This window comes from Bacillus sp. AFS018417 (assembly GCF_002560985.1).
Taxonomy (GTDB): domain Bacteria; phylum Bacillota; class Bacilli; order Bacillales; family Bacillaceae_G; genus Bacillus_A; species Bacillus_A rhizoplanae.
In genome coordinates, this window is the sequence record NZ_NTTM01000032.1 from 1 (window position 1) to 15,897 (window position 15,897).

At 37.8% G+C, this 15,897-nt stretch carries 15 protein-coding genes; 14 read left to right on the plus strand and 1 reads right to left on the minus strand.

The window, feature by feature from the left end:
* Nucleotides 1-255 precede the first annotated feature (255 nt).
* From coaBC to spoVM, 12 genes are all read left to right on the plus strand, one after another.
* A complete protein-coding gene (gene coaBC, locus CN326_RS14120; protein WP_098309652.1) occupies nucleotides 256-1,461 on the plus strand; it encodes a bifunctional phosphopantothenoylcysteine decarboxylase/phosphopantothenate--cysteine ligase CoaBC in 1,206 nt (401 codons plus the stop codon).
* Entirely contained in the window at nucleotides 1,458-3,863 is a 2,406-nt protein-coding gene (gene priA, locus CN326_RS14125) for a primosomal protein N' (RefSeq protein ID WP_098309653.1), read from the plus strand. Before coaBC ends, priA begins: the two co-directional genes overlap by 4 nt.
* Before the next feature lie 11 nt (nucleotides 3,864-3,874).
* A complete protein-coding gene (gene def / locus CN326_RS14130) occupies nucleotides 3,875-4,351 on the plus strand; it encodes a peptide deformylase (RefSeq protein WP_090912690.1) in 477 nt (158 codons plus the stop codon).
* 16 nt (nucleotides 4,352-4,367) lie between these two features.
* Nucleotides 4,368-5,312: a methionyl-tRNA formyltransferase gene (fmt, locus tag CN326_RS14135; RefSeq protein WP_098309654.1), complete on the plus strand. Its 945-nt coding sequence runs from the start codon at nucleotides 4,368-4,370 to the stop codon at nucleotides 5,310-5,312.
* On the plus strand, nucleotides 5,309-6,643 hold the full coding sequence (rsmB, locus tag CN326_RS14140) for a 16S rRNA (cytosine(967)-C(5))-methyltransferase RsmB (protein ID WP_098309655.1): 1,335 nt from the start codon (nucleotides 5,309-5,311) through the stop codon (nucleotides 6,641-6,643). Before fmt ends, rsmB begins: the two co-directional genes overlap by 4 nt.
* A 4-nt stretch (nucleotides 6,644-6,647) precedes the next feature.
* Nucleotides 6,648-7,736, plus strand: coding sequence for a dual-specificity RNA methyltransferase RlmN (rlmN, locus tag CN326_RS14145; RefSeq protein WP_098309656.1), 1,089 nt, complete (start codon nucleotides 6,648-6,650; stop codon nucleotides 7,734-7,736).
* A 4-nt stretch (nucleotides 7,737-7,740) separates the two neighbouring features.
* Nucleotides 7,741-8,493 carry a Stp1/IreP family PP2C-type Ser/Thr phosphatase gene (locus tag CN326_RS14150; protein WP_098309657.1) on the plus strand — a complete coding sequence of 251 codons (753 nt, stop codon included), beginning with the start codon at nucleotides 7,741-7,743 and terminating at the stop codon, nucleotides 8,491-8,493.
* Between the two features lie 8 nt (nucleotides 8,494-8,501).
* Entirely contained in the window at nucleotides 8,502-10,472 is a 1,971-nt protein-coding gene (gene pknB / locus CN326_RS14155; RefSeq protein WP_098309658.1) for a Stk1 family PASTA domain-containing Ser/Thr kinase, read from the plus strand.
* A gap of 133 nt (nucleotides 10,473-10,605) precedes the next feature.
* A complete protein-coding gene (rsgA, locus tag CN326_RS14160) occupies nucleotides 10,606-11,487 on the plus strand; it encodes a ribosome small subunit-dependent GTPase A (RefSeq protein WP_098309659.1) in 882 nt (293 codons plus the stop codon).
* A gap of 2 nt (nucleotides 11,488-11,489) precedes the next feature.
* The gene (rpe, locus tag CN326_RS14165; protein ID WP_098309660.1) at nucleotides 11,490-12,134 is read left to right on the plus strand and encodes a ribulose-phosphate 3-epimerase; all 645 of its coding nucleotides are present in this window, start codon (nucleotides 11,490-11,492) and stop codon (nucleotides 12,132-12,134) included.
* Between the two features lie 176 nt (nucleotides 12,135-12,310).
* On the plus strand, nucleotides 12,311-12,952 hold the full coding sequence (locus tag CN326_RS14170) for a thiamine diphosphokinase (protein WP_098309661.1): 642 nt from the start codon (nucleotides 12,311-12,313) through the stop codon (nucleotides 12,950-12,952).
* A gap of 65 nt (nucleotides 12,953-13,017) precedes the next feature.
* Nucleotides 13,018-13,098 carry a stage V sporulation protein SpoVM gene (gene spoVM / locus CN326_RS14175; RefSeq protein ID WP_098309662.1) on the plus strand — a complete coding sequence of 27 codons (81 nt, stop codon included), beginning with the start codon at nucleotides 13,018-13,020 and terminating at the stop codon, nucleotides 13,096-13,098.
* A 73-nt stretch (nucleotides 13,099-13,171) separates the two neighbouring features.
* Here spoVM and rpmB read toward each other — a convergent pair whose 3' ends face one another.
* Nucleotides 13,172-13,360, minus strand: a complete 189-nt coding sequence (gene rpmB / locus CN326_RS14180; RefSeq protein WP_000124776.1) for a 50S ribosomal protein L28 — start codon at nucleotides 13,358-13,360, stop codon at nucleotides 13,172-13,174.
* Nucleotides 13,361-13,733: 373 nt separating this feature from the next.
* Here rpmB and CN326_RS14185 point away from each other — a divergent pair, with 373 nt between their 5' ends.
* Both CN326_RS14185 and CN326_RS14190 read left to right on the plus strand, forming a co-directional pair.
* The gene (locus CN326_RS14185) at nucleotides 13,734-14,096 is read left to right on the plus strand and encodes an Asp23/Gls24 family envelope stress response protein (RefSeq protein ID WP_098309663.1); all 363 of its coding nucleotides are present in this window, start codon (nucleotides 13,734-13,736) and stop codon (nucleotides 14,094-14,096) included.
* A 22-nt stretch (nucleotides 14,097-14,118) separates the two neighbouring features.
* The gene (locus CN326_RS14190) at nucleotides 14,119-15,795 is read left to right on the plus strand and encodes a DAK2 domain-containing protein (RefSeq protein WP_098309664.1); all 1,677 of its coding nucleotides are present in this window, start codon (nucleotides 14,119-14,121) and stop codon (nucleotides 15,793-15,795) included.
* The last annotated feature ends 102 nt before the right edge of the window (nucleotides 15,796-15,897 follow it).

Consider the following 15,897-nt stretch of genomic DNA (forward strand, 5'->3'; position numbering starts at 1 on the left):
ACGGGCAGTTATCCCCCATCTATCTTTTTTTGCTTCTCACTCAATCTTGGGGTGGGGGTCTTACTGCCCGTTAATGCGGGACTAAGAGAGAAAGCGAGTGCAGGTTCTTCTCCATAGCAGCAATCTATATGTCGAAAAATCAAAATGGCTTCATATAGGATGGAGAATAACGGCAGCTTGTATTTTATGTTGTGATGGTGAATGATTTGAATTTCGAGTAGGACTAAGTTTCATGAAAGAAAGAGGACGAGACCTATGCTAAAAGGGAAAAAAATACTTTTATGTGTTACAGGAGGCATTGCTGTATTTAAAGCAGCTGCGTTAACAAGTAAATTAACACAGGCAGGTGCGCTTGTGAAAGTAATAATGAGTGAGTCGGCAATGAAGTTTGTTGCACCGCTTACATTTCAAGCGCTTTCTCGCCATGATGTATATACAGATACATTCGATGAAAAAGATTCAGCAGTGATTGCTCATATTGATTTAGCAGACTGGGCTGATGTTGTTCTTGTTGCACCAGCGACAGCAAACATTATTGGTAAATTAGCAAATGGTCTTGCAGATGATATGATTTCAACGACGCTTCTTGCAACTACAGCTCCAGTGTGGATTGCACCTGCCATGAATGTTCATATGTACGAAAATCCAGTTGTTCAAAAAAACATGCAAACATTAAAAAAATTAGGTTATACATTTATTGAGCCTGGTGAAGGATTTTTAGCTTGTGGATATGTTGCTAAAGGTCGATTAGAAGAACCGGAAAACATTGTAGCAATGTTAGAAGTACATTTTTCACAAGGGAAGCCACTTCAAGGAAAACGGATATTAGTGACGGCGGGACCAACGCGTGAGAAGATTGATCCAGTTCGCTTTATGACAAATTTCTCATCTGGCAAAATGGGTTATGCGCTTGCGGAAGTTGCGGCAAGTCTTGGAGCAGAAGTCATTCTTGTTTCTGGTCCAACAGCACTAACGCCACCTGCGAATGTAACAACAATACAAGTACAATCAGCGCAAGATATGTTAGAGGCGGTTTTACATCATTATTCCAATATGGATGTTGTGATCAAAACAGCTGCCGTTGCAGATTATCGACCGAAAATCGTTTATGATGAAAAAATGAAAAAGAAAAATGGCGATACGGTTATTGAACTTGAACGCACGATAGATATTCTTAAAACGTTAGGTGAACGAAAAGAACATCAATTACTCATTGGTTTTGCAGCAGAAACAACAAATGTTGAAGAGTATGCGACGAAAAAATTACGTGAGAAAAATGCTGACATGATTGTTGCTAATGATGTAAAAGCAGAAGGTGCAGGGTTTGGTACGGATACAAATATTGTTACGATGTATAAACGAAATGGCGCTATGATTAAATTGCCACTGCTAACAAAGCAGGAGGTAGCTAGAGAAATTTTACTACAAGTTGAAAAAATGCTGGAAGAGGATCCCGCATGAAATTTGCAAGCGTAATTGTTGATGTTCCAGCAAGGCAAACGGATAGGCCATTCGATTATATAATTCCTAAGCGCTGGGAAGATCTTGTCCAAACAGGCATGCGAGTTGTTGTTCCATTTGGACCACGAAAATTACAAGGATTCGTTATTGACATAAAAGATACAGTAGATGTAGATGTAAATAAGTTGAAAACATTGCATGAACTGTTAGACGTAACACCTGTATTGAATGCAGAATTGTTGCAACTTGGAAATTGGCTTACGGAAGAAACACTTTGTTTCACAATTTCAGCGTTCCAAGTTATGCTGCCAGCAGCGATTAAAGCGACATATAAAAAGCGGTTGCATCTCCATCGTTCTGAAGATATAGCTGAGAATGTAAAATTTCTCTTTCAAGGAAAAGAAAGTATCGATTGGAGTGTGCTCGATGAACAACCACATTTGTACCGTGCAGTCCAAACAGAAATTGCTAAAGGAACAGTGGAAGTTGTCTATGAAGTAAAAGATAAGGCGCAAAAGAAAAAACAAAAAATGATCCAACCTGTGTTGTCTTATGAAGAATTAGAGGAAGCGGCCTTTAACTTAAAAAGTAAAAAACAGCAAGATATATTGTATTACTTTATGGAACATTATCGGTCCATACCGTTAAAAATAATAACGGAAGAATTGCAAATTACAGATGCTCCGATAAAATCTCTTGTGAAAAAGGGTCTATTAGCTGAAAAATATGTGGAGATATATCGAAATCCGTATGATGACGATGCTTTTGAGCGCACAAAACCATTCCCGCTTACAGAAGAACAACAACAAGTTATTGCACCGATCTTAACTTCTATTACAAAAGAGAAACATGAGACATTTTTACTGTACGGTATAACTGGGAGCGGAAAAACGGAAGTGTATTTACAGTCAATTGAAGAAGTGTTGCGAAAAGGAAAAGAAGCTATTGTACTTGTACCGGAAATTTCGTTAACTCCCCAAATGGTTGATCGCTTTAAAGGGCGCTTTGGTTCGCAAGTTGCAGTTCTTCATAGTGCGCTATCTGTTGGGGAAAAATATGATGAATGGCGTAAAATCCTGCGAAAAGAAGTAAAAGTAGTTGTAGGGGCACGTTCAGCAATTTTTGCACCATTTGAGAATTTAGGAATCATTATTATTGATGAAGAACATGAATCAAGTTACAAACAAGAGGATAATCCGCGTTATCATGCACGTTCTGTTGCAATTTGGCGGGGAGAATATCACAATTGTCCTGTTGTACTAGGAAGTGCCACACCTACATTAGAATCGTTTGCTCGTGCAAAAAAAGGTGTATATGAGCTGCTTACAATGACAAAGCGTATGAATCAAAGGGATTTGCCGACAGTTGAGATTATTGATATGAGAGAAGAACTTCGGGAGGGAAATCGTTCTATGTTTTCTCAGCTTCTTCATGAGAAAATAGCGGATCGGTTAGAGAAAAAGGAACAAATGGTGCTCTTTTTAAACAGAAGAGGTCATTCGACATTTGTCATGTGCCGTGATTGCGGTTATGTAGTACAATGTCCGCACTGTGATATTTCACTTACATATCACAGGATGAATAATCGTTTGAAATGTCACTATTGTAGTTATGAGGAAAATTTGCCAAATGCTTGTCCTGCTTGTAATAGTTCCTATATCCGCTTCTTTGGGACAGGAACACAAAAGGTTGAAGAAGAAATTACAAAACTGTTTCCTGAAGCGCGCGTCATTCGAATGGATGTTGATACGACAAGTCGTAAAGGGATGCATGAAAAGCTCCTGAAGTCATTTGGTGCAGGAGAGGCAGATATTTTACTTGGAACACAAATGATTGCTAAAGGTCTGGATTTTCCGAATGTGACGCTTGTAGGTGTATTAACAGCAGATACGATGCTGCATTTGCCGGATTTTAGAGCGAGCGAAAAAACATATCAGCTTTTAACGCAAGTGAGCGGCCGAGCTGGACGTCACGAACTTCCAGGTGAAGTCGTTATTCAAACGTATACACCCGAGCATTATAGTGTACAATTAGCGAAACAGCAGCAGTATGATATGTTCTTTGAACGCGAGATGTATATGAGGAAAATTCGGCAATATCCACCATATTATTATGTCGCATTAGTTACAGTATCTCATCCAGAATTATTAAAAGCAGTGCAGGTAACAGAGAAGATCGTTGGTTTTTTACGGCAACATTGTGCCCAGCAAACGGTGATTTTAGGTCCGGTTGCTTCGGCAATTCCTCGTATTAAAGATAGATATCGCTACCAATGCGTGATAAAATACAAACGGGAACCAAACTTAAAGTACGTGCTCAAAATGGTAAATGAACATTATCAGGCAGAAATGCAGAAAGACTTGCAAATCTCAATTGATTTTAATCCAACTATGTTAATGTAGCGGAGGAAAAAATGGCAACGTTAGAAATTGTAAAACATCCAAATGAAGTATTAGAAACGCCGTGTGAACGTGTTATAAATTTTGATAAAAAGTTAGTGAAGCTTTTAAAAGATATGCACGAAACAATGCTGATTGCAGATGGTGTTGGTTTAGCAGCACCACAAGTTGGCGTAAGTCTGCAAGTTGCTGTTGTAGACATTGATGATGATAACGGAAAAATTGAGTTGATTAATCCTGTTATTTTAGAACAACGTGGTGAACAAGTAGGTCCCGAAGGCTGCTTAAGTTTTCCGGGGCTTTTTGGTGATGTAACACGTGCCGAGTACATTAAAGTACGTGCCCAAAATCGCCGTGGAAAAGTATTTTTACTAGAAGCAGACGGGTTTTTAGCTCGTGCAATTCAACATGAAATCGATCATTTACACGGTGTATTATTTACATCTAAAGTAACGCGATATTATGAGGAAAACGAATTAGAAGAGATGTAAAAGGAGAGTTTTTTGAATGGTGAAAGTTGTATTTATGGGTACACCGGACTTTTCAGTGCCGGTGCTTTGTCGTCTTATTGAAGATGGATATGATGTGATTGGTGTTGTGACACAGCCGGATCGTCCAGTAGGCAGAAAAAAGGTTATGACACCAACACCTGTTAAAGTGGAAGCAGAAAAACATGGTATTCCGGTGTTACAACCTTTAAAAATTCGTGAAAAAGATGAATATGAAAAGGTGTTGGCATTAGAGCCTGATTTAATTGTGACAGCTGCGTTCGGGCAAATTGTGCCAAACGAAATTTTAGAAGCACCGAAGTACGGATGTATTAATGTCCATGCTTCATTACTCCCAGAACTTCGCGGCGGTGCACCTATTCATTATTCCATCATGCAAGGAAAAGAAAAAACAGGCATTACGATTATGTATATGGTTGAAAAATTAGATGCTGGTGATATTTTAACGCAAGTAGAAGTAGAAATTGAAGAACGTGAAACAACTGGTTCATTATTTGATAAATTAAGTGAGGCTGGAGCGCACTTATTATCAAAAACTGTTCCGCTGTTAATACAAGGGAAATTAGAACCAATTAAACAAAACGAGGACGAAGCAACATTTGCTTACAATATTAAACGTGAGCAAGAAAAGATTGATTGGATGAAAACAGGTGAAGAGGTTTACAATCATATTCGTGGTTTAAACCCATGGCCAGTTGCTTATACGACTTTAGCGGGGCAAGTTGTAAAAGTATGGTGGGGAGAAAAGGTTTCTGTAAAAGAGCAAGCCGAAGCTGGAACAATTATAGCAGTTGAAGAAGAGGGTTTTGTTGTGGCAACAGGAAATAAAACAGCAATTAAAATTACCGAGTTGCAACCATCTGGTAAAAAGCGCATGAGTTGTTCACAATTTTTGCGTGGAACAAAGCCTGAAATTGGTACGAAGTTAGGAGTAGACGCATGACACAAAACGTTCGTGAATTAGCTCTTGACGGTTTATTACAAGTTGAAAAAAGCGGCGCATACAGTAATTTGCTTTTGAACAATCTTATTGAAAAAAGCAACATTGATAAAAAAGATGTTGGATTGTTAACAGAAGTTGTATATGGAACAATTCAAAGACGTGATACACTTGATTATTATTTACAGCCGTTTTTGCGAAAAAAGATTGAACTGTGGGTGAAAGTGCTACTTCGCTTATCTTTATATCAAATGTTATATTTAGATCGTGTTCCAGAGCGAGCAGCAATTCATGAAGCGGTTGAAATTGCAAAACGCCGTGGTCATAAAGGAATTGCAGGGCTTGTTAACGGAGTACTCCGTTCCATTCAGCGTGAAGGCATTCCATCATTAGATGAGATTAAAAGTTCTGAAAAGCGACTTGCAATTGCAACAAGCCATCCAGAATGGCTTGTAAAAGAATGGATAGAAGCATACGGAATTGAAACGGCACAAAAAATGTGTGAAGTAAACCAACTTCCACCAGTTCCAACCGCTCGAGTAAATGTAGCGAAAGGGTCTGTAGAAGAGGCGCTTAAAACACTAGAAACAGAAGGAATTCAAGCAAAATATGGTGATTTGTCAGAAGATGCAATTCAAATTGAAAAAGGAAATGTAGCTCATACAAAAGCATTTCAAGAAGGATTGCTATCTATTCAAGATGAAAGTTCTATGCTTGTGGCTCGTGCGCTTAATCCGGAAGCGGGAGATATTATCCTTGATAGTTGCGCTGCTCCTGGCGGGAAAACAACGCATATTGCAGAACGCTTGCAAGGAACAGGGAAAGTCATTTCTCTTGATTTACATCCACACAAAGTGCGTTTAATTCAGCAGCAAGCAAAACGTCTTCAATTGGAAAATATAGAAGCGAAAACGCTCGATGCACGGAAAGTACAAGAGCATTTTGAACAAGAGAGTTTTGATAAGGTATTGGTAGATGCTCCGTGCTCTGGATTTGGTGTAATTCGCCGTAAACCAGATATTAAAATTGGAAAACAAAAAGAAGATAGTGAAAGACTTGCAAATATTCAGCTATCCATTTTAGAAAAGGTAGCTCCTTTGTTGAAAAAGGGAGGACGCCTTGTTTATAGTACGTGTACAATTGAAAAAGTAGAAAACGAACAAGTAGTAGAGCTGTTTTTACAATCACACCCTGAATTTGAATGGGATACAACAATGAAAGAACGATTGCCAAAAGCTGTGCATCCGTATGTAATAGAAGGCGGAGTACAAATTTTACCGCATTACTTTGCAACGGATGGATTTTATATTGCTTGTTTAAGAAAGAAGGTGTAGCATCATGGAAACAACTGTGAAAAAACAAAAAAAAGAATTAGAAACAAACAAACCGTCTATTTATTCCTTGCAGCTTCATGATATGGAACAATGGTTAAAAGAACAAGGAGAACCTAAATTCCGTGCTGGTCAAATTTTTGATTGGCTTTATAAAAAACGTGTAATAACTTTTGAGGATATGTCAAACCTTTCTAAAGGATTGCGTGAAAAATTGTCGAATTCCTTTGATATTACAACTTTAAAAACATTAGTAAAGCAAACATCTTCAGATGGAACAATTAAATTCTTATTCCAACTGCATGATGGCTATTCTATTGAAACAGTATTAATGCGCCATGATTACGGAAATTCAATTTGTGTAACAACACAGGTTGGTTGCCGAATTGGCTGTACGTTTTGCGCATCAACACTTGGCGGCTTAAAACGCAATTTAGAGGCTGGTGAGATTGTTGCACAAGTTGTCGAAGTACAACGTGAGCTAGATACTACAGATGAGCGTGTAAGCTCTCTTGTTGTTATGGGAATCGGAGAACCGTTTGATAATTATGACAGCTTAATGGCGTTTTTACGTATCGTAAATCATGAAAAAGGACTTCACATTGGAGCGCGTCATATGACGGTATCAACAAGTGGAATTATCCCGAAAATTTATAAGTTTGCTGAAGAAAATATACAAATTAACTTTGCGGTTTCCTTACATGCTCCAAATACAGAACTGCGATCAAAATTAATGCCAATTAACCGGGCATACAAGCTACCAGATTTAATGGAAGCTATCAAATATTACATCGAGAAAACAGGGCGCCGTGTTTCATTTGAATATGGTTTATTTGGAGGAGAAAACGACCAAGTCGAACATGCTGTGGAATTAGCTCAGCTGTTAAAAGGTGTGAAATGTCATGTTAACTTAATTCCAGTTAACTATGTACCAGAACGCGATTATGTGAGAACACCGCGCGAACAAATTTTCTTGTTTGAAAAAACATTAAAAGATCGTGGTGTTAACGTAACGATTCGTCGTGAACAAGGTCATGATATTGATGCAGCCTGCGGTCAATTGCGTGCAAAGGAGCGCAAAGAAGAGACGAGGTGAGATAATGAAAACCGTGTTTCTATCAGATAAAGGAAAAGTTCGTCAACATAATGAAGATAGTGCAGGAGTATTTCATAATCTAGATGGAGATGTTTTAGCTGTTGTAGCAGATGGAATGGGAGGTCATCGAGCAGGCGATGTTGCCAGCTCGATGGCAATCCAACTGTTCCATGACTATTGGAAACAAACGTACAATATGGATACGCCTAAAAAAGCAGAGCAATGGTTACATAATCATGCTCAAATTATTAATGAACGAGTATATAAATATTCTGGAGAACATCCAGAATGTAGTGGAATGGGAACGACAATCGTTGCTGCTATATGCACAGCTGCTTTTGTTACAATTGGCCATATTGGAGATAGCCGCTGTTATATGTTATCGGACGATTATATGTCACTTGTAACCGAAGATCATTCCCTTGTAAATGAACTCGTTCGACATGGAGAAATTTCAAAAGAAGATGCTGAATATCATCCAAGGAAAAATGTTTTACTAAGAGCGCTTGGTACGGAAGAAACCGTTATATTAGATGTGAAAACTTTAGTATTAGAAGAGGGAGATCTATTGTTACTCTGTTCTGATGGATTATCTAATAAAGTTGCAATGGGTCGTATGAAAGAGATTTTACAATCTGATGAGCTTTTACAAATAAAAAGCGAACAACTTGTGCAGCTTGCAAATGACCTTGGCGGGGAAGATAACATTACTCTTGTCATTATTGATTATGCGGATTCGGCGAACGAAAGTAGGTGAATTACAACGTGATGATTGGAAGACGCCTAAATGACCGTTACAAGCTGCTTAAAATGATTGGTGGCGGAGGAATGGCCAATGTATATTTGGCGCATGATGACATACTTGATCGTGATGTAGCTGTAAAGATGTTACGGCTTGATTATTCAAATAACGAGGAATTTATTAAGCGTTTCCATCGAGAAGCGCAATCGGTTACAACGTTGTCACATCCAAATATTGTTAATATGTATGATGTCGGAGAAGAAGACGGAATTTATTATCTTGTTATGGAATATGTACCTGGCCAAACGTTAAAGCAATACATACAACAGCGAGGTCTTCTTCCCGTAGGAGAAGCGCTTGATATTATGGAACAATTAACTGCTGCGATGGCCCATGCGCATCATTTTGAAATTGTTCACCGTGATATTAAGCCTCATAATATTTTAATTCGAAGTGACGGTGTTGTGAAGGTTACAGATTTTGGTATTGCAACAGCGACAAGCGCAACGACGATCACACATACAAATTCTGTTCTTGGTTCTGTTCATTATTTATCTCCTGAACAGGCAAGAGGCGGTGTTGCCAATAAGCAATCAGATATTTATTCACTTGGAATTGTGATGTTTGAACTATTAACAGGAAGGCCGCCGTTTTCCGGAGAATCTGCTGTTTCTATTGCTCTTAAACATTTGCAAAATGAAACACCATCTCCGAAAAGGTGGAATCCTGATATTCCACAAAGTGTAGAAAATATTATTTTAAAAGCAACAACGAAAGACCCATTTCATCGCTATCAATCTGCAAATGCAATGAAACGTGATATTGAAACAGCATTATATCCAGAGCGAATAAATGAACAACCTTTCCATATACCTGAAGATATGGAAGCAACAAAAGCAATTCCTATTATTCAGCAGGAGCAATTGATAAATACGAATAGTGAAGAAACAATTATTTTATCTGGAAATTCGAAAGAAGAAAAGCAGCAGAATGAACTAAAACAAGAAGAACAACAAAAAAAGAAAAGCAATCGATGGCTCAAGATTTTACTTACGACTTTCATATTTTTAGTTGTGTGTGGAATATTGGCAGTAACAGTTATTCCAGGTTTCTTTATTCCAAAAGAAGTTAAAGTGCCTGATGTATCTGATATGACATATGAAAAAGCTGTCAATACACTTGTTGATAAAGGATTCGAATTGACGGGACCGCAAGTTATATATACAGATGAAGTCGAAGAAGGTAAGGTCATTAAAACAAATCCAGCTGCAGGAAGAGTTGTGAGAGAGAATACAAAAATTACGATTTTTCAATCAGGTGGAAAACAGAAGAAAAAAATGCCTAATTTAATTGGGAAAGAATATAGTCAGATAAAAGATGAATTGACTCAATATAAGGGCGTTGTTCCTTATTATATTGAAAGCGAAAAGCCGAAGGATGAAATTGTAGAACAAATTCCTGAAGCAGGACAATCTATTGTAGAGGAAGAGCAAGAAATAAAAGTGTGGATTAGTAAGGGTCCGAAACAAATTCGACTCGTTGATTTTTCTGGTTGGACAGAAAATAGTGTGAACAGCTATTTGAACGAGAAAAAGCTTGTGCCAGAAATAAGGAGAGAGTATTCAAATACAGTTGATAAAGGGCTTGTTATTTCACAATCACCAAAGCCAGATACGAATTTACAAGAAGGGGCAAAAGTAACAATTGTTGTCTCTGAAGGACCGAAAGAAAAGCCGACGAAGACTGTAAAAGTCGACAATATTCCAATTGAGTATCAAGCACCGGCAACTGGAGAGAAAAAACCACAAACAATTGAAATATATAAAGAAGATATGCAGAATACTATGGATAAGCCGTTTGAAACGAGAACGATAACGGAGTCTACGACAATTTCTCTTGATTTTGTTATTCAAGAAGGAAAAAAAGGACGTTATAAAATTGTTCGTGACGGAACGACGTTAATTGAAAAAGATGTTCTGTATCCAACAGAATAAAGTGAAACTCCCGTTAGGAATGCTTACAAATGGTGAGTTGAACGAATCTCGTTCTAAAGTTCAGTATGAATATCTATGAAAAGAAGTTGGCTTTTTATGTTCTTTAGAACAAGATAAATGAAGGAGAGAATGTATGCCAGAAGGGAAAATTATAAAAGCTTTAAGTGGATTCTACTATGTGCAGCATGAAGAGGGGGTAACGCAGTGCCGCGGACGTGGTGTATTTCGTAAACATAAAATTACACCGCTTGTTGGCGATCAAGTCGTATTCCAAGCTGAAAATCCGAGCGAAGGATATGTTCTAGAAATATTCGAGCGAAAAAATGAACTTGTGCGCCCACCAATTGCGAACGTTGATCAAGCGCTGCTTGTGTTTTCTGCAGTAGAACCAGAGTTTAATCCATTGTTATTAGACCGTTTTTTAGTTTTAATTGAGTTTCATAATATTAAACCAATTATTTGTATTAGTAAGATGGATTTAATAGATGCGAAAACACGTGAAACAATTGAAGCGTATGCGCGGGATTACATTGCAATTGGTTATGATGTGGTATTTACTTCAACGACAACTTCAGAGAGTATAGAAGTGTTAAAACCGTTTTTACAAGGTTGTGTTTCTGTTGTAGCGGGTCAATCTGGTGTAGGGAAATCTTCTCTTTTAAACGTGCTACGTCCAGATTTAGCGTTAAAAACGAGTGGAATTTCAGCTCATTTAGGCCGAGGTAAGCATACGACAAGGCATGTGGAATTAATTGAAGTAGGGAGCGGCCTTGTTGCGGATACACCTGGGTTTAGTTCGCTGGATTTTATCGATATGGAAGTAGAAGATCTCACATATTGTTTTCCAGAGTTGAAAGAACAGAGTCAATACTGTAAATTTAGAGGTTGTACACATCTTTCTGAACCGAAGTGTGCGGTGAAAGATGCTGTAGAAGAAGGTAGCATTACACGTTATCGTTATGAGCACTATATGCAATTCGTTGAAGAAATTAGAGAGAGAAAGCCGAGGTATTAAGGATGATTAAAATTGCACCATCGATTTTATCAGCAGACTTTTCAAGATTGGGAGAAGAAATTAAAGATGTAGAAAAAGGTGGAGCAGATTACATACATGTCGATGTAATGGATGGGCATTTTGTTCCAAATATTACGATTGGTCCGTTGATTGTAGAAGCAATTCGTCCAATTACTTCTTTACCACTAGATGTCCATCTTATGATTGAAAATCCGGATCAGTACATTCCTGCTTTTGCGAAAGCGGGAGCGGATATTATTACAGTACATGTAGAAGCGTGTCCACACTTGCATCGTACGATTCAATTAATTAAGTCGCAGGGTATTAAAGCGGGGGTTGTTTTAAATCCACATACACCTGTTTCGATGATTGAGCATGTATTAGAAGATACAGATATGGTGCTACTTATGACGGTAAACCCAGGCTTTGGTGGTCAAAAGTTCATTCATTCTGTATTGCAAAAAATTAAACAGGTTGCTGACATGGTTCGTGAACGCAATTTACAAGTAGAGATTGAAGTTGATGGCGGCGTTAATGTAGAAACAGCGAAATTATGTGTAGAAGCAGGAGCGAATGTTCTCGTTGCAGGATCTGCTGTATATAATCAAAAAGATCGCGGGGCAGCAATTGCAGCTATTCGCGGATAAAGTGAAACTTCCAGCGGTGGGGTTTTCTTCATCCCCCACTGCTGGTTAGTTGAACCAATCGTGGTCTTACTGCCCGTTAATGCGGGATAAAAATGAATTTGTAGGTAAATTGGTTAAAGAAAAAAGGTAATCTAGCCATTGGTAGATTGCCTTTTTTCTATAGAAGGAGAGAGAACATGATTATTCATATTTTAGCTGGAGGTCCAGTAGAGTGTTGTGCAGATTTTTCAAAATATGAGAGTGAAGAGGTTGTATGGGCAGCTGTTGATCGAGGAGTATATCATTTGTTGCAGCTTGGAATAATACCACAAGTAGCTTTTGGTGATTATGATTCTGTTACAGAAGAAGAGTTAGTATGGATGCAAACACAGAAACGAGACTTGCATATTGTGCCGAAAGAAAAGGATCAAACGGATTTGGAGATTGCAATTAACTGGGCTTTAGAGCAAGAACCAGAACAAATTCGTATTTTTGGTGCAACAGGTGGAAGGATGGATCATAGTTTAGCTAACATTCAAATGTTACTAAAAGGTTTACAAGCAAATGTAAACATGAGCATTGTAGATTATAAAAATGAAATTTCTGTTAAAGAATCGGGTACATATACAATAGAAGAAAATTCATCATTCCCTTACATATCTTTTGTTCCTGTTACAGAAATAGTAACGGGAATTACACTTCGCGGTTTTAAATATCCTCTTACAGATAAAACGATAAAATGGGGATCGACACTTTGTATTAGTAATGAACTCGTTGCGGAAAAAGGTACTTTTTCATTTACTTCTGGCATATTAATGGTGATAAGAAGCACTGATTGAAGAACTACTTTTGTTGCTACGCCATATAGTAAACAAGTGGAGTAATGGGGATTAGGAGGGAAACCATGAGATTTTATACAATTAAGTTGCCGAAATTTCTTGGTGGAATTGTTCGCGCGGTGTTAAATACCTTTAAAAAGGAATAAAAAAAGCACCTGTTACCGGTGCTTTTTTCATGAGGATAATAAAAAAAGAGCCAATAGGCTCTCTTTTTTATTATTAAACACGTTCGATTTTGCCAGATTTTAATGCTCTAGCAGAAACGTAAACACGTTGAACTTTACCGTCAATGCGTACGCGAACTTTTTGAAGGTTAGCGCCCCATTTACGTTTTGTAGCGTTCATTGCGTGAGAACGAGAGTTACCAGAACGAGCTTTTCTTCCAGTAATAGCACAAACACGAGCCATCTATATTTCCCTCCCTTAACTACCGTAACTTACGTAATTTTCAATGTTAGTCTTTTATGCAATGCTAAAAACACTACTATAATTTAACACAACTAAAAAGAGAATGCAACAGTGTATAAGAAAGAAATCAAGAAAAATTACTTGACACTATATGTAAGAAAAGCGGAAATCAAGAAAAATTACTTGACATATCGTAGGGGTATGTGTTGTATAATAACAATGGACTATTTTGCTCATCATAAAAAGAAGTGCTATATTATTCTATAAGTACGAGGGCGAAAGTAAAGAACGTTGGAATTTTTTTTGAAAAGATTATATGATAGTAATTAAAGTAGTCTAGCTCACTTTCACCATTTCTAAAGGGGGAAAAGAGATGTCAATTGAAATTAAAACAAAGTACGGTCAAATTGATATTAGTACAGAAGTAATTGCAACAATTGCTGGGGGCGCTGCAGTAGATTGCTACGGCATCGTTGGTATGGCGTCAAAAAATCAATTAAAAGATGGATTAACAGAAATCTTACGAAAAGAAAATTTCACAAGAGGCGTTATTGTTCGTAAAGAGAACGATGAAGTACATATTGACATGTATATTATCGTGAGCTATGGTACAAAAATTTCAGAGGTAGCACACAATGTTCAAACGAAAGTGAAGTATACATTAGATCAAACAGTAGGACTAGCTGTAGATTCTGTGAACATCTACGTACAAGGAGTTAAAGTAACAAACTTGTAATGTGCATTAAGGAGGAAAATCTGTGTCAATTCAAAAAATTGATGGGAAGCGTTTAGCCCAAATGATTCTGCAAGGGGCAAATAATTTAACAAATAACGTCAAGCTAGTTGATGCTTTAAACGTTTTTCCAGTTCCAGATGGCGATACCGGTACAAACATGAATTTATCGATGACTTCAGGAGCGCGAGAAGTAAAGAAAAATCCTTCTGAGCATGCTGGGAAAGTCGGAGTGAGCTTAGCAAAAGGATTATTAATGGGAGCGCGTGGAAATTCTGGCGTAATTTTATCTCAGCTTTTCCGTGGTTTCTCAAAATCTATTGAGCAAAAAGAAATGTTAACAACAGTTGACTTTGCTGATGCTTTAGAAGCTGGTGTAGGAACTGCATATAAAGCAGTTATGAAACCGATTGAAGGAACGATTTTAACTGTTGCAAGAGAAACGAGTGAATATGCAGTCACAGTTGCGAAAAAACAACGCGACTTTGTTTTGTTTATGGAAGAAGTTGTGAAAGAGGCGAACGCATCTTTAAATCGTACGCCGGATTTATTACCTGTATTAAAGCAAGTTGGTGTTGTAGATAGCGGTGGTAAAGGCCTTGTTGTTGTGTATGAAGGATTTTTAGCTGATTTAAAAGGTGAAACAATTACTTCTGATGAGCCAGTGCAACCATCTATGAATGAAATGGTACGTGCAGAACATCACCGTAGTGTACAAAGCCAATTGAGTACAGAAGATATCACATATGGCTACTGTACAGAATTTATGGTCAAGCTAGACGAAGAGAAGATGAAAGAACATAACTTCTCTGAGCAAAAATTCCGTGAAGATATTAGTGCATATGGTGATTCATTGCTGGTTGTAGCTGATGATGAAATCGTGAAAATTCACATTCATGCAGAGCATCCTGGAGATGCAATGAACTACGGACAACGTTATGGTAGCTTAATTAATATTAAAGTAGAAAATATGCGTGAACAACATACCGCTTTGTTAGATGAGCCTGCAATGATGCAGGAAGAAGCGAAACAACCTGCAGAAAAGCAGACTTATGGAGTTGTAACGGTGGCGATGGGGTCTGGTATTAAAGAATTGTTTGAAAGTATCGGCGCGACGGTAGTTATTGAAGGCGGTCAAACGATGAACCCAAGTACAGAGGATATTGTAAAAGCGATTGAAGAAGCTAATGCAGAAAAAATTATTATTTTACCGAACAACGGTAATATTGTAATGGCTGCAGAACAAGCTGCTTCTATAGTGAACCAAGAAGTAATCGTTGTTCGTTCGAAAACAGTTCCGCAAGGTATGGCGGCGATGCTTGCTTTCAATCCAGCAGGAACGCTTGAAGAAAATGAAGCGAATATGAACGAAGCGCTTGCTCATGTGAAGACAGGTCAAATTACGTATGCGGTTCGTGATACAGAGATTGATGGCGTGACAATTCACAAAGATGATTTTATGTGCATTGCAGACGGAAAAATTGTATCAACAGATACAGAAAAATTGAACGCTGCGAAAAAGCTGTTAGAAAATATGCTTGATGAAGATGCAGAAATCTTAACGATTTTACAAGGTGAGGATGCATCGGAAGAAGAAGTAGCTGCATTAGTAGCATTTGTAGCAGAAAACTTTGAAGATGTAGAGGTAGAAGTTCATAATGGAAATCAGCCTATATATTCTTTCATTTTTTCTGTAGAATAAGGTGAAACTTCATCCCTGTTGATGGTTAGTTCCACCAATCTAGATTTGCAGGTAGCGTATCTTTATTGAAAAATGGGATTACTCTCTGTATTAGGGTGAGAC